This is a genomic window from Planococcus sp. S3-L1, assembly GCF_030063085.1.
Classification (GTDB): Bacteria; Bacillota; Bacilli; order Bacillales_A; family Planococcaceae; genus Planococcus; species Planococcus kocurii.
The window spans coordinates 166,503-186,621 of record NZ_JASISN010000004.1 but is presented as its reverse complement, the minus strand read 5'-3'; the positions used below and the strand labels follow the sequence as shown (position 1 = coordinate 186,621).

Here is a 20,119-nt window from a genome sequence, read left to right as displayed (position 1 = left end):
CTTTTCTTATGAAGGGTAAAACGTATCGAGTTCAAAAGATCCAGAACCAGGCAATCCTTCGATAAGGCTTGAACCGAAAAGACCCGCTGGAGTGTAATAGCCGCCTTCAATTTTTTCGATTAGCAAGCGGCGTACAATTTCCAGTGAACTGTAGATTGTTAAATCATAGACGTTGGCCGTTTGAATTCGTGCAACTTTTTTAACGCCTTCACGATTGATCGCTTCTCCCCAAATGTAAGCAGGAGAACTGGCGCGATTTTTGCGATCAGGACCTGTCACTTTTTGCTCTACTAGCTTTTGCAGTTTTTGCTTCACCCAGTCTGTCGCGAGTAGCTGTCCTGTTGAACCTACTAGACGGGCGCTATAGATTTGTGACTTGGGCAGTGGAATCCAAGTAGAGATGTTCGGAATGCCTGTTGTGTAGAAAGCAGTCGAGACATCGCCCCAAGGAATGCCCATAGCGGAGCGGGAACCTCGACCAAAATCGATGGTCCGCTGTTGTTTGCCGAGCGGGACGGTTTCCAAGATACCTTCTTTTCTATGCATGCTACCAGAACCCAAGCCTTGAATCATGGTTTTAAATGTTCCCGGTGAAACGCCAGAATCTGAATCAAAGCCGAGTGCTAGGTTAACTGCATCCGGTAACTCTTCTTTTAATTTTAAGGCAATGCAGTCTGTTGGCACGACGTCAAAGCCGACACCTGAACATAAAATGATGGCTCTTTCGACAGCTTGAGTGTGTAAGAAATGAGTATGTTCAAAGACAGAAACCTCGCCTGTAATGTCTAAGTAATGTGTTTTTGCAGATAGACAAGCTTGAATCATCGGTTCACTCGTTAGTTGAAACGGACCGGCACAGTGAAGAACCAAATCAATTTCTTCTAGTTGCTCTGCTGCGCGTTCATCTAATGGAAAAGCTTGAAAATTTAATAATAATTCTTCTGCTAAGGCCTGAATTTTTTTGGCACTACGTCCTCCAAGTACAGGAGACATACCTCTCCTTACCGCTTCTCTAGCAATCAACTCACCTGTGTAGCCATTTGCCCCATAAATCATCCATTTTTTCATTTTATCGGCTCCTTACTTTTAGCTCCTCTATAGGTATTCTGGAAAACCTAAAGAAATCCTTTGTTCAGTTGTACTAATCGCATTAATAGAGGGCAACAAACTGTTTGCAAAATGAATTTGTATGTTAAGGACGAGGCATAAAAGCTGAAAAGAATAAGTGATATATTTACATTTTTTAGAAATAATTATTGACTATAAAAATGAGGGGTGCTTTAATTATTTATGTATTCAGAAAAAATAAAAAGGAGTGAGAGATTTGACGAAGGAAATTGCAGAAAATGAAACCAATAGTAAAAAAAACGACGAAGAGTACGTGCATGCTAGACAGTCTGGTAGCATGCCTGATTTCGAAAAGATAGAAAATTCATCAAGTTTCAGGGAATTAATGAGCAGAAAAAAGCGCTTTTTAATTCCGACAACAATTCTGTTTTTAGGACTTTATCTTTTGTTTAATATTGTTATTTCGTATACAACTTGGTTGAACGCAACTTTTATTGGAGATATCACATGGGTATGGGTTTTTGCTTTCGGATTGTTTGCAATGACGTGGATTCTTGTAACTGTTTACATGAGACGTGCGGCGAAGTTCGATGAAATGGCTAAAGCCACGTTGAAGGAATTTGACTATGACGAGGAGGAACCTAAATGAATGTTACGGTTATAGCCATTTTCGTTTTTATTGTTGGGATTACGCTTGTTATTACTTATTTTGCAGCGAAACGAACGAATTCTGCTAGTGATTTCTACACAGCAGGAGGCGGATTAACTGGTTGGCAAAATGGACTAGCTATTGCTGGGGACTATTTGTCAGCAGCCTCTTTTCTAGGAATTGCGGGAGCCATCGCTTTGTTTGGTTTTGATGGGTTCTTGTTTTCTATCGGTTATTTGGTAGCGTATTTGGTCGTTCTTTTCATCGTGGCTGAACCGCTCCGTAATTTAGGGAAATATACGCTTGCTGACATGATTAACGCACGCTTTAATGCGAAAAAAGTTCGCGGAGCAGCAGCGTTAAGTTCCATTACCATCGTTATTTTCTACATGATTGCCCAATTGGTTGGGGCAGGGGCATTGATTCAATTGCTGTTTGGCATTGATTACATATGGGCTGTTCTGCTTGTTGGCATTATGATGACCATTTATGTATTGTTCGGTGGGATGACAGCCACAAGTTGGGTGCAGATTATCAAGGCGGTGCTGTTGATGATTGGTACGGTTATCTTGTCTTTCCTCGTACTGAAGAATTTCAACTTCAATATTTTAGAAATGTTTACGCAAATGAAGACGGCAACGCCGCACGGAGAAGCTTATTTAAGTCCTGGCGTAAAATACAAAATTCCACTAGATACCATTTCATTAATGCTAGCTTTGGTCTTGGGAACTGCAGGACTGCCGCACATTCTGATGCGTTTCTTTACTGTTAAAGACGCCAAAACGGCAAGAAGCTCAGTGATGTGGGCTACATGGATTGTTGGGATTTTCTATGTCATGACCATCTTCCTTGGTTTTGGGGCAGCCGCTTTTGTCGGATCTGATTTGATTACTGCGACAAACCCAGCCGGAAATATGGCAGCACCGCTTCTTGCCCAAGCGCTAGGTGGCGACGTATTGATGTCGTTCATTTCAGCAGTGGCATTCGCAACGATTCTTGCAGTAGTAGCAGGACTAGTTTTGACAGGTGCATCAGCGTTTGCTCATGATATTTATGGTCAAATTATCAAAAAAGGCCAAGCAACCGAACATCAGCAAATGTTGGCTGCTCGTTATGCGTCTCTTGGCGTATCAGCGTTTTCTATCCTGCTAGCGATTTTCGCCCAAAGTTTGAACGTTGCATTCCTAGTATCGCTAGCATTTTGTATTGCAGCTAGCGCTAATCTACCGGTTATCATTTACACGATTTTCTGGAAACGCTTTAATACAACCGGTGCGGTATCAGCGATTTTAACGGGCTTAATTTCGGCTTTGGTGCTCGTATCACTCAGCCCGAGCGTAATGAGTCCTGAAGCGGGAGCAGCAATTTTTGTCGGTGATCCGATCTTCCCATTAACCAATCCTGCTTTGTTCTCTGTGCCGCTTGGATTTATCGGCGGTTGGGTCGGAACGATGCTATCAAAAGAACGCGATCTCAAGAAATACTCCGAGGTCAATGTCCGTGCAAATACCGGCGGCTTTAGACAATTATAAAAAAAGGGAAATCGATGCCTTAACGGGTATCGATTTTTTGTGAATAATAAAGGATTTAGAAAGACTGCGACGAATTAGGACAGTAAGAAAAAAATCGGAAGTTAAGGGAGTGACATAAATGGCGAAGTTACATTTAATTCCTTACCGCGTAGAAGAAATAACTGAAAGACCCCCGCAAATTCCAGAAGGAGTGCGCATGATTGAAGCTCCAGAAGTTTGGGAAGCGGCAGAAAAAGGACAGGGAACAATCATTGCCATTTTAGATACAGGTTGTCAAAAGGATCATCCTGACTTGCAAGACCGAATCATTGGTGGAAAGAATTTTACACCAGATTTTAATGGAGATGCATCGAATTTTGATGATAATAATGGTCATGGCACACATGTAGCCGGAACAGTCGCAGCTTCCTATAGAAAAGAAGGGGGAATAGCGGGAGTGGCACCATCTGCTCAGTTGCTGATAATCAAAGTGTTGGCGGGTGAAGGTGGCGGAGAATATCAAGGAATTATCGACGGCATTCAATTTGCGATTGATTGGAGAGGGCCAAACGGAGAGACAGTAACAGTCATTTCGATGTCGCTCGGTGGTCCAGAAGATGTAGTTGAACTTCATGACGTAATCAAGCGTTCTGTAGGTGCAGGAATACCCGTTGTCTGTGCGGCAGGCAATGAAGGAGATGACGCATACGATACGAACGAATTTGCTTATCCAGGAGCATACGGAGAAGTAATTCAAGTAGGAGCAGTGAATTTTCAGCGCAAGATTGCGAATTTCAGTAATACGAATGATGAAATTGATTTGGTAGCTCCAGGTGTCGATATCTATTCAACCTTCCCAGGAGGAAAATACGCCAGTTTGTCAGGCACTTCAATGGCGACACCGCATGTCTCTGGCGCTTTAGCCTTAATTAAAAATATTGCAGAAAAAGAATTTGCCCGTGAACTGACAGAAGCTGAATTATACGCTCAACTAGTTCGGCGCACGATGCCGCTTGGCTATCCAAAAACGGCAGAAGGAAATGGCTTGTTGTCATTGGATATTTTGAATAAAATCGAGCAATTGTTTAAAGTGATGAACAAATCGTATCGTGCAAATGAAAAAACAGATCCAAGAAAGTTATAATGAGCAAAGCCATCCTAGTCAAGACGCGCGGATGGCTTTTTTATGCTAAAAATTAAATGAGCGCGTTAAAAGAAGAGGTTCACGAACGTATCTCTTAAAAACTTAATAAACAGAATAAATAAATATTAATTTGATAATTCGTTTTTAAATGATTATACTTTAAATATCTTCTTTTTGTCTGTGAATTGACTAGATTAAGTTCCGTTATGCAGAAGAAAGACGCTAAAAACAGTCGAGGAGGAAAAAGAGTGAAGAAAAAAACGCATCGATCCATTTATCTTTTACTGATGTTGGTTTTACTGCTTACGGCTTGTTCTGGACAGACGGAAACCACAAGTTCCGAAAATGATGGAAAAGAAATGACAGAAGAAGATAAGCAAGGTGGCACATTGATTTATGGTCGCGGAGCTGACTCTGTCGGATTGGATCCAATCAATGTAACAGATGGTGAGTCCATCCGAGTCACTCACAATGTTTTCGAAACGTTGTTGGAATACGATCAAAATTTAGAATTGCAGCCGAAATTAGCAACTGAGTATAGTTCGAGTGAAGATGGGTTGACTTGGACATTCCAATTGCGTGAAGGCGTCAAATTCCACGATGGAACTGACTTTAATGCAGACGCTGTAGTCTTTAACTTTGAACGATGGATGGACCCTGAAAATCCTTACCACCAAGGAGATTTCGCTTATTATCCATTCCTCTACGGCGGATTTAAAGGAGACGAAAACCACTTAATCGAGTCTGTCAAAGCAACAAAGGAGCATGAACTCGAAATCAAATTGACACGCAAAACTGCGCCATTCCTTAGTTATTTAGCTATTTCGATGTTCGGGATTGCAAGTCCAGCTGCTATTGAGCAGTATGGTGACAAATTGTACGAGCATCCGGTAGGCACTGGACCGTTCCAGTTTGAAGAGTGGAGCCGTAACAGTACCATTACCTTAGCGAAAAATCCGGAGTACTGGATGGATGGAAAACCTTATTTGGATAAACTTATCTATCAAGTAATCCCTGAAAATGCAGCACGATTGAACGCTCTGCAAACGGGAGAAATTGATGTCTTAGATGGAATGAACGCGGGTGATACAAATATTGTAGAAGAAACAGAAGGGCTGGAGCTGCAGAAGCGTCCAAGCTTCAATATCGGCTACATGGCCTTCAATATGGAAAAAGAACCGTTTGATGATCCATTAGTCCGAAAAGCAATCAATATGGCAATCAATAAAGAAGAAATTGTAGATGCATTCTATAATGGGTTAGCGGACACTGCAACGAGTCCATTGCCTCCTTCACTATGGAGTCATGATGATACGTTGAAAAAATACGATTACAATGTCGAAGAAGCGAAAAAGCTATTAGCTGAAGCAGGATTCGCAGATGGTTTTAAAACGGAATTGTACACAATGAGCAATCCGCGTCCTTATTTGCCGGAACCAATGAAAATTGCTGAAGCAATCCAGTCAGATTTGGCTGAGATTGGAATTACAGCTGAAATCGTCTCGATGGAATGGGCAACTTATTTAGAAGATACCAAAAATGGCAAGCATAGTATGGCTATGTACGGTTGGACGGGTGTCATGGCAGATCCTGATAATTTCTTGTACCCCAACTTAAGTAAAACCAATGCACAAGTGCCGGCACAGAATATTGCCTTCTATAAGAGCGATGAATTTACTGGATTAATTACAGAAGCTCGTGAAACCATTGATCAAGACAAGCGGACTGAGCTTTATAAAGAAGCGCAAGCAGTGTTCCAAGAAGACGCACCGTGGGTAATGCTCGCTTATACGACTCCACCGCTCGCACAAAGCGACTATGTCGAAGATTATAAACCACATCCGATGAGTAATGATTTAATGACGGATGTCTATTTATCAAATCAATAATGGGAGTGGATGATCTTTGTACGAATTGCTGAAAAACCTATGTGAATTAGTAGGACCAAGTGGTTTTGAACAAGATGTTCAGCGCTTTATCAAGGAGGAAATACAGCACAAAGTAGATAGGTTGCAAGTCGATGCGCTAGGTAACTTAATTGCGACAATAAAAGCAACAGATTCTCAGTTGCCATCTATTCTATTGGCAGCACATGCAGATGAAATTGGTTTTATCGTCAAAAAAATTGAAGCGAATGGGACCTTGCGTTTTGAACAACTCGGTGGATTCGATAACCGTGTGCTGTTAGCGCAGTCTGTAACGATTAAAGGTGCGAATGGGTATATTGAAGGAGTAATTGGCACTTTATCTGTCCATTATGTGAAGTGGGACAACCCGAACCGGATTACTTCTCATCGTGATTTGTACATCGACGTCGGTGCATCTACGGCCGAAGAAGTTCTTGAAATGGGCATTAAAGTTGGCCAGCCAATTAGCTATGGCAGCGGCTTGAAGTTAGTTGGAGATAAAAAACGCAATCGCGTAGTTGGCAAAGCACTTGATGACCGCGCAGGATGTGCTGTATTGATCGAACTAATCAACAAGATTCAAGCGAACAAAAAAGACAAGCACGGAGACATTTACTGTGTCTTTACGGTCCAAGAAGAAGTGGGGTTAAGGGGGGCTTCTGTATTATCACCGAATCTCAAACCGGATTTTGCGTTAGCAATCGATACGACACCGACTAGTGATACGTACGATGTTTTAATGACAGGAACGCGACTGCTCGGGAGTGGTCCTTGTATTAAAATCGCTGACAAGTCATTGATATCACATCCGCTGGTTACATCACTTTTAGAAAAAGTCGCAGTAGAACAGAGCATTCCGCATCAACATGAAATTTTTATGGGTATTGGCACGGATGCCGGAGCTATTCATATGACGTCGACCGGAGTTTCGTCAGGCGTAGTATCTATTCCTTCGCGCTATACGCACACACCTATTGAAATTATTGATTTGGATGATTTAGAGAATACAGTTCGATTAGTAGAAGCGTTCATTTTTGCTTCAAAGAGACTAGTCGGAAAGGATTTTTTAGACACGTGAATAAAAAAGCCAAGCGCCTATTATCAGGCGCTTGGCTTTTTGCATGAGTAGTTAAACGATAACTACTTGGTTTTTGCCTTTATCTTTTGCTCTATATAACGCATCGTCTACCCATTCAACCATGGAGTTAAGTGAGAAATCGTTAGTAAAACTTTTACCGCCTATTGATACGGTGACGTTGATTTGGCAATTCTGTCCTTGGATTTTTAGTTGCTGAATTTCTTGGTTTAGTCTGTTCGCTATCATTTCTAATTCTACTTTGTTGGTGTTTGGTAACAGTATCGCAAACTCATCTCCACCTATACGTGCTGTAGTATCAGAGAGTCTGACGGAATTTGTAATCTGAAGCGCCAACTTTTTTAAAACTTTGTCACCGACGGGATGACCGTGCGTGTCATTAATGCCTTTGAAATCGTCCATATCAATGTACAACAAAGATATCGGCGTCTTGTTTTGAAGAGCCAGATTTACTTCTTTTGTGAGTTGCTCTTGGAAATAACGTCGATTAAAAAGTGCAGTCAGTGAATCCTTCTCTGCATATTCTTTCAATTGGAGTTCAAGAAGTTTTTGTTTTGTAATGTCTACATGACGAATGACTATCCATTCAATCGCAATTTCATTTGCTTGAAGAGGGGTAGCTTGCATCGAAAACCATCTTTTTGTTGAAGAAGAATGACAAGGATATTCAAAATTGAAGCAATCTGCGTTTCCTGTTAAGATCGCCTGCAACCCTTGAAATACAGCAGGTTCTTCTGTGCAATGCTGTAGATAATTTATGCCAATACCACAGTTCGATAAAGTACCGCCGTTTGTTACGGCAAATCGATTCCATTCTTTGTTTGTAAAGCAGATGGTCCCATTCAAATCGATCAAACAGATTTGATCCTTTAAAGAATTCAGGATAGAATCATTTATTTTTGGGTCAATTGACAGAAAAGTATTAACTTGCGTTTCCAATACAATCAGCATCTTTCTATATAAGCGATAAGTTTGTGTGATATTCCCTACACACTATTCCCTTTTTTTCTGATTCAAAACACCTATATATTTTGTTAAGAAATCTTTTGGTAGCAAAGGCTTATCGTGAAAGTAGCCTTGGTGAATAGGGCATCCATTCGCTTGTAAGAATAGAGATTCTTCTTGTGTTTCTACGCCTTCTGCTAGTAATGTACAGCCAACCCCTTTTACAAATTGAATAAGAGATTTGAGAACAGCTTCGGATTTTTCATCCTGACCAATCTTGCTAACAAACGATTTATCTAGTTTAATTTTATCGATTGGATAGTCCATTAAATACGATAGCATCGAAAAGCCAGTACCGAAATCGTCTAAAGCAATTGATATACCTTTTGACTGACAAGTTATCAAGTTAGCCAGAGTGATTTCCGAATAGGTCAATTCTACACTTTCGGTAATTTCAATTTCAATTTGTTCAGAGGATATCTGATTTTGCTCCATAAGTAGAAACAACTCTTTAAAGAATGTTTTACTTGAAAGTAAGGATGCTGTCACATTAATAGCAGTTTTAGGGAAAATATCACCCTGATTTTTTGTGCAATTAATAAAAGAAAAGACATCCTTCAGCAGACAGTTTGTTAAATTTGAAATAGTACCTGTTTCTTCTGCAATCGCAATGAATTCAATCGGGGAAATAGGTCCGAGTGTTGGGTGATTCCATCTTGACAGTACTTCAACACCGACAAGTTCACCGGTATCACAATTAATTTGAGGTTGAATGACAAAGTAGAAGCCAAGTTCTTTTACATTTCCTGACAAGCTCTTTTCAATTACTAGTCGTCGGTTCAAATCAACTCTCATACTTGGCTGGAAAAAGCAGCAAGAAGAACCGTTTTGCTTTTTAGCAGCACGCATAGCGGTCTCTGAGAAAGAAATTAGATTTTCAACACTATAGTTACCTTGTAAATAAGAATAGACACCAATACTCGCGTTCACCGTAATTGAGCGGAGATCTTCTAGAACGATAGGATGGGTAAAGAGTTCTCTAACCTTTTCTGCAAAGTGTATAATGTTTTCGTCTCCTCGATGCAAGTGAAGAAAGACTAGTTCGTCACCGTCGAGGCGTCCAACTAAATCTTTCTGATCAAGTAGTTTCTCCAAATTTTTCGCTATGCTTTTGATGATTTCGTCACCTGTTCGATGGTTATAAAGTGTATTGATGTATTTGAAGTTATCTAAGTTGATATAAAAGAGAGAAAAAGCTTTCTTTTCATATAGAATTTTTTCTAGTTCCTCCTCAAACTTTGTACGAGTCGGCCAACTAGTTAAATAATCGGTATAGGGAATCTTTTGGCGTTCGGCTTCTATGTTATAGTCACTATTATTTTTTTGGAAATATACAGCCAATCCACCATCTTTAACTGGGGATGCTTTGACATTGAACCAATTATTTAACGGAGCATAGAAATCTTTAAACTGAACAGTAACTCGTTTTTCCATAGCATGATTACATTTTGAATAAAATTCAGTTCCTACAGCTGCAGGAAAGCAATTCCAAAGGGTACGGCCAAGCATGTCTTCTTTTTTGCATTGAAAAACCTTTTCTGACTCTGAATTTAAAAAGTAAAACTTCATTTGATCGTCTAGAAGAAAAAAGGCATCCGTCATATTTTCAAGAATAACTTCTGTGTCTAAAGAAGGGGGTGCGGGTTTATTCGTTACCAATTGTTTATGCAAAATAATTCCCTTTGAATTATTAGTGAATAAAAACTGTTGATAATGCACAGATAAATAATCTATTTTTTCCTGTGTATAAAATAAGGATAACTGAAATTTTTCTTCTTCGACTCCAGTTAAGACATCTTTTAAACATTGGAGTTCGTTAAATTTATTCGATTTTTCTAAGCTATTAAAGTAGTTTTCTCCAACTTCCCAAAGAGCATTTTCCGTTTGATGCTTCTGACAATACTTTTTCCAATTTTGACTGGAATGGACAATGATGCCATCACTACTAAGGATAATGATGAAGTCTCCTAGTATTTCGGTTGATTTGTATAGTTGTAACTCTGTATTTTGCATACGTAATCATACCCACCAATCTCAAATTTACTTTCATATGTTAAAAACATTGCTAAAGACTTTCAAATAACGTAAATACAGCTAAGGGAATGGATAGTTGTAATCATTAAAATAGGTGCAATTCTTTTGTCACTATTGAAAGAGACTTACATCTATCTAATTGCAGTTTTCAAAGAAATTTAATAATTATAGTATAGGTAGAGTGAATACATATACTTATTGTATTCGGTATTAGTAACTAATTATATGAGTCTTATACCTAATTTGAAATAGGTATTTTTTTGCGATATATGATTTCCTTATGAATATTGAAATCGAATAATCCCGATTTAAAGCAAAAGAAGATTTTTTTATTTTTTTTGCATGTAAAAAAGGTCAAAAGAACTGTTTTAAGCTTGTTCAGTGGATTAATTATAGATTGATTAGGGGTGTATCAACAATTTCAGTGTTCAAAGATAATCGACACATATGTCAGTAGTCGCTAATGTGTAAGATACCCTTCACTTCAAGAAGTCCAAATCGATACTCTATCTGATGTCTTTTTTGAGGTGGCTTATGTATAAGGTTGAAACTCTCATTTCAGGAGACAAACTAAATTTCTCACAATATATTACTGAAGATACGGTAAGTGAAGAGTTTGCAAAAGAAAAGAAACCAAAAAACATTACCCAGAAATGAAATCAACTCTCCATCTATGTTATAAAGGAATATGAGTATGGAATACGATTGTGGTATAAAGATAGTGCTTTACCACAAAAAAGAAGGGATGATTTTTTGTTAGATGTTAAGAATTTTGATTGGGAAGCGCTTCTTTTTGGCGCAGGAGTAATTGCAGCTCAAATTATTGGGATTTTAGTTGCTTTTGTTTTAGTAAGAGCGATTGGGAAAAAACTAATAGATCGTTTCTTCGATAAGCTGTTAGTAAAAGGGGACGTTACAAAAGGTCGTGCGTTAACGCTTCAGAGCTTATCTGAAAATATTTTCTCTTACATTTTAATTTTTATATTGGTGACTACCGTATTCAATATATTCGGTTTGTCTGTTGCAAGTCTCATTGCGGGCGCGGGGATTATTGGACTGGCGATAGGTTTCGGAGCGCAGGGACTTGTTAGTGACGTGGTTACAGGGTTCTTTTTATTGCTCGAAAAACAACTGGATGTTAATGATTACGTAACGGTTGGGAGTATCGATGGCATTGTGGAAGCAGTCGGATTAAGAACAACAAAGATCCGCAGTTTTGATGGCACCTTGAACTATATTCCGAACCGGGACATTATGACAGTCAGCAATCATTCGCGTGGCAATATGCGAGCGTTAGTCGATATTGGTATCTCCTACGATGAAAACATTGACGAAGCGATGGCAGTCATACAAGCAGCTTGCACGCATGTGGCAACCGAAGACGTAGGAATCGTTGAAGGACCTGATGTTATTGGGGTACAGACATTTGGTGCGTCGGACGTGACTTTACGCGTTATTGCAAAAGCAAAAAACGGCGAGCAGTGGGCGGTAGAGCGCCATTTGCGTAAAGCTATTAAAGAGGCGTTGGATACAAACGGTATTGAAATTCCATTTCCTCATCAAGTAAATATCCAAAAAAATGGTGGGTCTTTAGAAAGTTAACTGCAGTATAAGTTGGACAATAGAACCCCAGCCCGTGGACGCGCCGGCGCTAAGTAACTTGTTGAGTAAGAAGGTAGTGTCTATTTTTTCGTTGTGAACGAGAAGATATGGCGCAAATCCTTAGCAACTGGAAATCACTAGTTCAACCGATATAAACAGAAATAAAAAAAGCGATAAAAACAGTTTTGAGGTAGTGAAAAAGGCAGCCAAAATGGCTGCCTTTTTACGTTCGATTACTTATTTACTAATAGTTTTTAGTATCAGAGAAGGAAGTTGAAGAATGAGTAACGTCGCTTCTTTTGGTTATATTGCGGTTTTCCAATGCAACGAGTAGCTTCATCGCTCCGTTGCTCCACTGGTTAACTTCCGCAATATTGTCTCGATTATGGTCTACGCGTGATGCAATATTTCCTGTAATTGCCCGAACTGAAGCATTTAAGTCGATAACTGAGTTCACGGTACCTTTTCCGGCATCAATCAAAGCAGTGATTTTTTCGGATTTCAATTGCATATCTTCTTTCAGCTCGTTGGCATTGTGTGACAGACTTGTTGTTTCGAGTTGAAGTTTGCCCATTCGATCTGTTAAATTGTTGGCGGAACCTTTCATCTTTTTCAGCGGTTCTTTCATGCCTACTATCAGCATAACCACACCAATAATTGCGATGATCAGTGCCACGACAAAGATTGCGAGTGCTATGTAAAGCCACAGTGCATAGTCCATCTTTTTTCCTCCTCTATTCCATTCATGTCTTGAGTATGTTATACCCGTTAAACTTCAGTGATTAACATCCTATTATAGAAGAAAAGAATTTTCATTTCTAGAGCGCATTTGAAACCTTTCCCATAATATAAATGAGTATGGTAGAATTTCATCATATGTCTATAATATTATCTGGCATTTTTCTAGGGAGATGCGAGAAAGAGCAGGTGCGGAAATGATTGTTGGAATAGATGCAGGCGGTACGTTAATCAAAGTGGCGTATACCAACAAAGGGGAAATCCATTTTGAAAAACACCCAATTGCTGAAATTGAGCAAGTTGCCGACTGGGTAAACGGCCTTGGTGACAGTGAAGTTTGTGTAACAGGTGGAAGGTCGGGCGTACTGGTTTCTTTGCTCAACCAACCAGCACAGGAAATGGTCGAGTTTGAAGCTACTCATCTAGGTGTACAAGTTCTTCTCAAAGAGATGGGTCGTTTAGAAGATGCTTATTTGGTGACGAATGTTGGAACCGGCACTTCTATCCACTGCATTCAAGATAATGTCCATGAACGTTTGGGCGGCACGGGTGTTGGTGGAGGAACGTTGATTGGCTTGAGCCATTTGTTGACCGGTGTTACCCGCTACGACGAAATTGTTTCTCTAGCCAGACAAGGTTCCCGTGAACGAATCGATTTGAAAGTTAAGCATATCTATGAAGGCAAAGAGCCTCCTATCTCAGGAGAGCTGACAGCTAGTAACTTTGGACAAAACTTGTTTGCCATTTCAAAAGATTTGACGAAAGAAGAGCTATTAGCGACGGTTATTGGTTTAGTTGGTGAAACAGTCAGCACAGTGAGTGTACAAGCGGCTCGACAATGTAGAAGCTCGACCATCGTTTATATCGGCTCTTCTTTTATCGACAATCCGTTACTGAAAGAAGTAGTGACAAGCTATACGATTTTGCGCGGCTCTGTTCCTGTATTTCTCAATAATGGGGAATTTTCAGGAGCGATGGGAGCGATGTCTTCGTTAGCTAAAAAAAGGGGTTAGTTACCTGTTAAAAAGACGTCTATGCAGCCATCAAGATGGGTGCATAGACGTCTTTAGTTTGGCAATGTTACATTCAACATAGTCAACAGCTTATGATACCTCGACAGACTTTAATTTCATTAGCATTAAACCGCTCCAGGCAAAGATGACGGATGCTACATAAAAAATACTGGCAATCGTTAGAAAATCAACGAGATAACCCGTAGCAATAATAGCAACAGCTGCAGCGACAGAAGTCCAGACGTGATAGTGGCCGATTTGCGTGCCAGCCATTTCTTTTGTAACATAGCGTGCTAAGACCGTTTTTTCAGAGTTTTTCTGGACAGCACCCAGCATCCCCATGAGAACTTGTAGAATATACACGTGCCAAACTTCAGAAGCTAGTGGGAAAAATAGCAAAAGAATCGCCATTCCCCAAGAATAAACAAAAAGTAACGTTTTATCCCCAACTTGGTCAGCGTATTTCCCAATCAGCGGATAACAAAGAGCAGCCGTCAACGCGAACAAGCCATATGCCCAGCCAAACTGAGCATAGCTATCGCCAACATTGCGAATCAGTAAAATGTAGAAAGGGAAAATCATACTGGACGCCATGCCGATTGTGCCTTGATAATAAATAAAACGTTTATAGTTCATGGCCGATACTCCTCATAAAAGAGATTCATAAAGCGGTGATCCGGATCAAATTGGTCTTTCAACTCAAAGAATTCCTTGGTTCTCGGATAAGCTTCTTGCATTTGAGATTTTGTTGGGTAGCCGAAATAAGGTAAATAATAACTACCGTCGTGTGCGAGTGTCACATCAATCATATCCTGAACGACCTTTTCTGTTTCTTTTACACTTTTTGCATCGGTTCCTTGGTTAATGAGCAGTACCAGTGAAAACATGTCTTCTTTTGCATAAGATAAAACGGCATCCTCATTTTTCTCCACATAACGGATCGTGACGTTTACTAAATTAAAGTCAGGACTGTTTTCAAGAACTGCTTTTAATGCCGGAATATAGTTTTCAAATTGATCTACAGGAACAAAATACTCCTGTAAAATTTCGGTTCTTCGGCTATTGTCGTACTCCATGAACTCAGAATCGGATCGCATAACATTGTTTCGCGATACGAGATTGCCATCGATTTGTTGTGTATAGGTTTTTTGTGCATTCCAAAAGCTGTCTTTTCCAGCATCATTAATACGTGACAGCCCTAAGAAAAACTTCGGTACTGCTACTAGGTTTTCGGTTTTCAGCTTTTGGTATTGAGCAAGCTTTTGTTGATCTTGAGCTGACTTGTACGTAATGGTGTACATGTCTTCCATAAAAGATTCTGGAGCAATTGAAATTCGAGCTAGGTGCATTTTGGCATCGGGATCGTTGTGTACGTGTTGCTTGAAATAAGATGGGTAATCGCGATAGGACATGCTTGCCGTATCGGTTTTATACAACTCATCATCAGTCAGCTGTAGGGTGACGTCTAGAATAATACCAAACAAACCATAGCCACCAAGAACCGCATAAAACAACTCGCTATTTTCAGTAGGGCTTAGTTTGATAATATCCCCGTTAGCATCTATTAGACGCATTGAAGAAACCGTATCAGTCAATCCACCATTCCGAATGTCCAAGCCATGTGCATTCACGCTCAGTGAACCACCAACAGTGAAGATGTTTTGCGATTGACTTACCTTTAGTGAAAAGCCATAAGGATTGATGGCTTCTTGAATGTCTGCCCACGTTGCTCCACTTTGCACAGTCACCGTTTTTGCTGCTTTATCAACGTTGACTATTTGGTTGTACGGCTTCATATCCATCATGATACCGTTCGGATAAACTGTCTGTCCGCCTTGGCTACGTTGCATGCCTGCGATTGAGAGAACCTCTTCAGTTTTCTTTGCTTCTCGAACAATTTTCTGAAGCTCATCGTCAGTCGTACCTGACCGGACTGTTTTGATCTCGACAGGTAAAAGTCGTTGATGTAGTTCAGTTGCAGGGCCGTTTAGTTGTGTGGCATATAAATAAATAGACAAGCCGAAAACAGATAGGTAGATAAGGATTATCCATGCAGCTTTCATAATGCCTTCACCCTTTTTTTTAGACTCTCCGCACTTTCTCTATAAGACCGTTATTAATTGAAATAGTTCCACTAATTAGTAAATAGTAGTAGGAATTTTAATTTTATTGATCGTGTCCGAGTTGTTGCAAATAAAAAGAGATGTTGCAGGCTGCATCATCTCTTTTGTATCAGGTTAAATAAGTAGCTAACTTACCATTATTCATAAAAAATATACTTTTCAATATTAAAAAAGTGAACTACCCCAATAATGGGAGAAGCTTTAGAAAACAAGCTTAACGATGCTATTCACTAATAATTGTCAGTTTTTCACGGATATCAGTGCGTTGTTGTTTTGCCGGAATATGAGCAGGGTACCCAATCATCATAGTAGCAATAATTTTTTCGCCCGGTTTTACACCAAGGGCTTCACGGAATATAGGGTTGTAGATCCAGTCGTTAGAACGCCAAATCATACCAATGCCGCGTTGCCATGCAGCCAGTTGGAAATTTTGAAGCATCGATGAAACTGCACCGTAGTCTTCGTCCCATCTTCGTTGCCTTGGATCTTCAGGCATAACGACAACCAAATGAAGTGGAATACTCCGGAAGTAGTCGGCTTTGTTTAGCGCTTTTGGTGGAATTTCACCTTCTGGCGTTCGCATGGCTTACATAAAAGCTTCAACGAATTTTTCTTTCCCAGCAGCTGTATACAATTGAAAGCGCCACGGCTCATTAACTTTATGGTTAGGCGCCCATTTGGCGACATTCAGCAGTTCGATAATTTCTTCCACGTTGATCGCATCATCCTTAAATTTCTTGATGGAGCGTCTTTCTATGATATTCTGATCAATAGCGTTCATCATTAAACGTCTCTCCCTTTCGCAAAAAATGCGGTTATCTATTCTTTATCCTAACACGCAGAGAGATTAAAAGTGTATCAAAAAAGACATGAACAATTAGGCTGACAACTGAAAGTGTTGGTAGAATATAAGTATAGGCAAGGAGTGGATTGAGTTGAAAAAAATTGTTGTAGTCGGCGGGGGAATTACGGGTCTTTCCGCAATGTATTATTTACAAAAACTAAACCTGAAAGAACATCTCGATATGGAGTTAGTACTGATTGAAGAAAAGGAACAATTAGGCGGGAAGATCAAAACGGTGAAAGACTCGGAATTTATAATGGAAGTCGGGGCAGATTCTATCGTTGCACGTCATGCCAGTGTTCTGCCGCTAATAGAAGAGTTAGGCTTGGAAAAACGGATGGTTTACAACGGCACTGGAATTTCGTATTTATATGCCAATAATGTCCTGCATGCTATTCCGAAAGATACTGTTTTTGGTATTCCGATGAGTAAAGAGGCTTTGTTTAGTTCGACGCTTGTTTCTGACGACGGCAAAAAGAGAGCGTTAGAAGATTTAGATAGTATGAACGAAAGCTTTACGCGGGATAGCTCAATTGGGGATTTTCTCCAAGCTTTCTTAGGAAAAGAATTGGTTGAAAATCAGATTGCGCCTGTGTTATCGGGAGTCTATTCTGGAAACCTTCACGAATTGACCTTGGCATCGACATTGCCTTATTTGGTTGATTACAAAAATAAGTATGGCAGTATTATAAAAGGATTCGAAGCCAATAAAGAATTTTTCCAAGGTGCGGTCAATAAAAAATTTATCTCATTTGATGGCGGTATGCAGGTGTTAATCGACGAATTGGAAAATAAGTTACAACATGCCCGTATAATTAAGGGAGTTGGAACCAAAGCCGTCAAAAAAGAAGCGGCACACTACCGAATAGAGCTTGAAGACGGCGAGACAATAGAAGCAAATTATGTAATTTTAGCAACGCCTCATCAAGTAGCGCAGCAACTTTTAGAAATAGCGGAGCTGGACACGGAATTTGATGAGTTTTTGAATTCGTCCTTGATAAGTGTCTATCTTGGATTTGATATTCCAGATGATCGACTGCCTGAAGATGGGACGGGATTCATTGTGTCGCAGGAAAGTGATTTGCATTGCAATGCTTGTACGTGGACGAGTCGGAAGTGGCGTCATACGTCCACAAACCATAAATTACTCGTGCGCCTATTTTACAAGAGTTCACACCCATCTTACGGTAGGTTAAAGAGTTTAACAAAAGAAGAATTGACAGCGGTAGCGATGGAAGATGTCCGCAAAAGCTTAGGAATTGAAGATGTACCTTTGGCTGTCGAAGTGACTGGTTGGAAAAACTTAATGCCAAATTATCACATGGGCCATAAAACAGCTCTTAGTGCGTTAGAATTGAAAATGGAAGAATTGGTACCGGGTATTAAATTAGCAGGTTCCTCTTATTTTGGTGTCGGAATCGGAGCGTGTATTCAAAATGGCTCCGATCTGGCAGAAATTATCGCTAATAATTTAGCCGATCAAATTGAAGAGTAGAAAAAAGGCCAGCAATGGTCTTTTTTTAGGTTTAAAACAATAAAAAGCCGTTTATCCACATTTTGGATAAACGGCTAATTGAGAAAATAGAAATGATATTATCAAGTACTTATTTTATTTCTGTAAGATCTGGAACCGCAAGACCAAGACCTTCAGCAACGCGTGTACCAAATTCAGCATCTGCTTTATACAAATGGCTGATTTGACGAAGTTTAATGTCTTCTTTGTCAACAGCATTTAAGCCGCCAACGAAAGTTGCAACAAGACGTTGTTGTTCTTCAGCACTTTGCAAGCGGTAAAGATCGCCTGGCTGTGTGTAATAATCCTCTTTGTAATAAGGCACCGAATCAGTTACGCCAGATACTTCAAGTGGAGCTGGTTTAGCAGCTGCAGTTTCAGTAGGACCCCCATAACTATTCGGCTCGTAGTAGACAGAACCACCACCGTTGTTGCCAAAGTTCATTTGGCCGTCGCGTTGGTAATTATTCACTTGGTTTTTCGCTGCATTAATTGGCAGCATTTGGTGATTAGCACCTACACGGTAGCGATGTGCATCGTGGTATGCGAACAAACGGCCTTGCAGCATTTTGTCTGGAGATACGTCGATACCCGGAACCAAAGTGCCTGGAGAGAAAGTAGCTTGCTCAACTTCAGCAAAATAATTTTCGGGGTTGCGGTTAAGTACCATGCGGCCAACTTCCATTAGTGGATAGTCTTTATGAGACCATGTTTTAGTCACATCGAATGGATCAAAGCGGTATGTGTTGGCATCTTCTAAAGGCATAACTTGTACATACATTTTCCAAGCAGGGAAGTCGCCTTCTTCAATTGAATTGAAAAGGTCTTCTGTATGGAAATCAGGATTTTCGCCAGCGATTTTGTCAGCAACTTCTTGTGTGATGTTTTGAATGCCTTGTTCAGTTAACATATGGTACTTGACCCAAACCGACTCACCTTCAGCGTTGGTCCATTTGAATGTATGGCTCCCAAAACCGTGCATATGACGAAGTGTAGCGGGAATTCCGCGGTCACCCATCAAATAAGTTACTTGGTGCAATGATTCTGGTGACAATGACCAAAAGTCCCACACTGCGTTAGGGTTTTTCAAGTGAGTACGTGGATCGCGCTTTTGTGTGTGGATAAAGTCCGGAAATTTAATCGCGTCTTGGATAAAGAAGATTGGCGTATTATTACCGACTAAATCATAGTTTCCTTCTTCTGTGTAGAACTTTAAAGAAAAGCCACGTGGGTCGCGAACTGTATCCGCTGAGCCTAGTTCACCAGCAACAGTTGAAAAGCGTGCAAACATCTCTGTTTTCTTACCAACTTCCGATAAAAAAGCCGCTTTCGTATATGTTGAAACGTCTTGAGTTACTTCGAAATAACCGTGTGCGCCTGTTCCTTTTGCATGAACTACACGCTCAGGAATACGTTCTCTGTTGAAATGTGCAAGCTTTTCAAGAAGATGAACGTCCTGCAAAAGAATGGGACCGCGTTGTCCGGCGGTTTGAGAATTTTGGTTGTCTCCTACTGGAGCCCCCCAGCTAGTTGTTAAACCTGTTTTGTTCGTAGTCATAAATCGAACACCTCATTTTCTATTTTAATATAAACACTATACCTCTAATCATATCACCCTTTAAATTAAAATCAATACTAAATGATAATAACTATAATTAAGGAGTTTCTATATCTAATGAGCCATTGAATGTGTGCAAAAAAACAGTACCGGTTGGACGGGTACTGTTTCAGACTATAGACAAAGTCTTATTAAACTGAATAGTGATGTATAATCTCCAACTGGGCTGGCCACTTTACTTTCCGTGGGCTCAGCTTCAGTCTCCTCGTCACTGAAAACCCATTCTCCTGCATCGCTGCGCTAGCTTCGTCGCA

15 protein-coding genes and 1 pseudogene are annotated in these 20,119 nt (G+C 40.1%); 8 read left to right on the top strand and 8 right to left on the bottom strand.

The window, feature by feature from the left end:
- Positions 1–6: 6 nt before the first annotated feature.
- On the bottom strand, positions 7–1,068 hold the full coding sequence (locus tag QMF37_RS06355; RefSeq protein WP_283477299.1) for a saccharopine dehydrogenase family protein: 1,062 nt from the start codon (positions 1,066–1,068) through the stop codon (positions 7–9).
- Between the two features lie 256 nt (positions 1,069–1,324).
- On the opposite strand from QMF37_RS06355, the gene QMF37_RS06350 reads away from it, so the two are divergent.
- The 5 genes from QMF37_RS06350 to QMF37_RS06330 all read left to right on the top strand — a co-directional run bounded on the left by QMF37_RS06350 (position 1,325) and on the right by QMF37_RS06330 (position 7,357).
- The gene (locus QMF37_RS06350) at positions 1,325–1,717 is read left to right on the top strand and encodes a DUF485 domain-containing protein (RefSeq protein ID WP_481861819.1); all 393 of its coding nucleotides are present in this window, start codon (positions 1,325–1,327) and stop codon (positions 1,715–1,717) included.
- Positions 1,714–3,249: a solute symporter family protein gene (locus QMF37_RS06345; protein ID WP_058386587.1), complete on the top strand. Its 1,536-nt coding sequence runs from the start codon at positions 1,714–1,716 to the stop codon at positions 3,247–3,249. The genes QMF37_RS06350 and QMF37_RS06345 overlap by 4 nt, the downstream gene beginning before the upstream one ends.
- A gap of 118 nt (positions 3,250–3,367) precedes the next feature.
- Complete coding sequence (locus tag QMF37_RS06340; RefSeq protein WP_071153404.1) at positions 3,368–4,372, top strand: S8 family peptidase; 1,005 nt, start codon at positions 3,368–3,370, stop codon at positions 4,370–4,372.
- A gap of 287 nt (positions 4,373–4,659) precedes the next feature.
- Positions 4,660–6,261 (top strand): ABC transporter substrate-binding protein, encoded by a 1,602-nt coding sequence (locus tag QMF37_RS06335; protein ID WP_481861820.1) that lies wholly within the window; start codon positions 4,660–4,662, stop codon positions 6,259–6,261.
- A 16-nt stretch (positions 6,262–6,277) separates the two neighbouring features.
- Complete coding sequence (locus QMF37_RS06330) at positions 6,278–7,357, top strand: M42 family metallopeptidase (RefSeq protein WP_283477295.1); 1,080 nt, start codon at positions 6,278–6,280, stop codon at positions 7,355–7,357.
- Positions 7,358–7,408: 51 nt separating this feature from the next.
- On the opposite strand, the gene QMF37_RS06325 is transcribed toward QMF37_RS06330, so the two are convergent.
- Positions 7,409–8,230 carry a GGDEF domain-containing protein gene (locus QMF37_RS06325; protein ID WP_283477293.1) on the bottom strand — a complete coding sequence of 274 codons (822 nt, stop codon included), beginning with the start codon at positions 8,228–8,230 and terminating at the stop codon, positions 7,409–7,411.
- A 138-nt stretch (positions 8,231–8,368) separates the two neighbouring features.
- On the bottom strand, positions 8,369–10,393 hold the full coding sequence (locus QMF37_RS06320) for a sensor domain-containing phosphodiesterase (protein ID WP_283477291.1): 2,025 nt from the start codon (positions 10,391–10,393) through the stop codon (positions 8,369–8,371).
- Positions 10,394–11,167: 774 nt separating this feature from the next.
- On the opposite strand from QMF37_RS06320, the gene QMF37_RS06315 reads away from it, so the two are divergent.
- On the top strand, positions 11,168–12,016 hold the full coding sequence (locus tag QMF37_RS06315) for a mechanosensitive ion channel family protein (protein WP_283477288.1): 849 nt from the start codon (positions 11,168–11,170) through the stop codon (positions 12,014–12,016).
- A 244-nt stretch (positions 12,017–12,260) separates the two neighbouring features.
- Here the strand turns inward: QMF37_RS06315 and QMF37_RS06310 are convergent, their stop codons facing one another.
- A complete protein-coding gene (locus QMF37_RS06310) occupies positions 12,261–12,737 on the bottom strand; it encodes a DUF948 domain-containing protein (RefSeq protein WP_283477286.1) in 477 nt (158 codons plus the stop codon).
- A 214-nt stretch (positions 12,738–12,951) separates the two neighbouring features.
- On the opposite strand from QMF37_RS06310, the gene coaW reads away from it, so the two are divergent.
- Positions 12,952–13,767 (top strand): type II pantothenate kinase, encoded by an 816-nt coding sequence (gene coaW, locus QMF37_RS06305; protein ID WP_071153409.1) that lies wholly within the window; start codon positions 12,952–12,954, stop codon positions 13,765–13,767.
- Between the two features lie 90 nt (positions 13,768–13,857).
- On the opposite strand, the gene QMF37_RS06300 is transcribed toward coaW, so the two are convergent.
- The 3 genes and pseudogenes from QMF37_RS06300 to QMF37_RS06290 all read right to left on the bottom strand — a co-directional run bounded on the left by QMF37_RS06300 (position 13,858) and on the right by QMF37_RS06290 (position 16,671).
- Complete coding sequence (locus tag QMF37_RS06300) at positions 13,858–14,403, bottom strand: MFS transporter (protein ID WP_058386579.1); 546 nt, start codon at positions 14,401–14,403, stop codon at positions 13,858–13,860.
- A complete protein-coding gene (locus QMF37_RS06295) occupies positions 14,400–15,830 on the bottom strand; it encodes an FAD-binding oxidoreductase (RefSeq protein ID WP_283477283.1) in 1,431 nt (476 codons plus the stop codon). The genes QMF37_RS06300 and QMF37_RS06295 overlap by 4 nt, the downstream gene beginning before the upstream one ends.
- A 283-nt stretch (positions 15,831–16,113) precedes the next feature.
- Positions 16,114–16,671, bottom strand: a pseudogene (locus QMF37_RS06290) (nitroreductase family protein).
- Positions 16,672–16,825: 154 nt separating this feature from the next.
- Here QMF37_RS06290 and QMF37_RS06285 point away from each other — a divergent pair.
- Positions 16,826–18,229, top strand: coding sequence for a protoporphyrinogen oxidase (locus QMF37_RS06285; protein ID WP_283477281.1), 1,404 nt, complete (start codon positions 16,826–16,828; stop codon positions 18,227–18,229).
- A 109-nt stretch (positions 18,230–18,338) separates the two neighbouring features.
- On the opposite strand, the gene katA is transcribed toward QMF37_RS06285, so the two are convergent.
- Positions 18,339–19,805, bottom strand: a complete 1,467-nt coding sequence (gene katA / locus QMF37_RS06280; RefSeq protein WP_078080078.1) for a catalase KatA — start codon at positions 19,803–19,805, stop codon at positions 18,339–18,341.
- Between the last annotated feature and the right edge of the window lie 314 nt (positions 19,806–20,119).

Coding starts and splice junctions, on each gene's coding strand:
- QMF37_RS06355 (WP_283477299.1), bottom strand. CDS start 1,068: ATGAAAAAATGGATGATTTATGGGGCAAATGGCTACACAGGTGAGTTG.
- QMF37_RS06345 (WP_058386587.1), top strand. CDS start 1,714: ATGAATGTTACGGTTATAGCCATTTTCGTTTTTATTGTTGGGATTACG.
- QMF37_RS06340 (WP_071153404.1), top strand. CDS start 3,368: ATGGCGAAGTTACATTTAATTCCTTACCGCGTAGAAGAAATAACTGAA.
- QMF37_RS06335 (WP_481861820.1), top strand. CDS start 4,660: ATGTTGGTTTTACTGCTTACGGCTTGTTCTGGACAGACGGAAACCACA.
- QMF37_RS06320 (WP_283477291.1), bottom strand. CDS start 10,393: ATGCAAAATACAGAGTTACAACTATACAAATCAACCGAAATACTAGGA.
- QMF37_RS06310 (WP_283477286.1), bottom strand. CDS start 12,737: ATGGACTATGCACTGTGGCTTTACATAGCACTCGCAATCTTTGTCGTG.
- coaW (WP_071153409.1), top strand. CDS start 12,952: ATGATTGTTGGAATAGATGCAGGCGGTACGTTAATCAAAGTGGCGTAT.
- QMF37_RS06300 (WP_058386579.1), bottom strand. CDS start 14,403: ATGAACTATAAACGTTTTATTTATTATCAAGGCACAATCGGCATGGCG.
- QMF37_RS06295 (WP_283477283.1), bottom strand. CDS start 15,830: ATGAAAGCTGCATGGATAATCCTTATCTACCTATCTGTTTTCGGCTTG.
- katA (WP_078080078.1), bottom strand. CDS start 19,805: ATGACTACGAACAAAACAGGTTTAACAACTAGCTGGGGGGCTCCAGTA.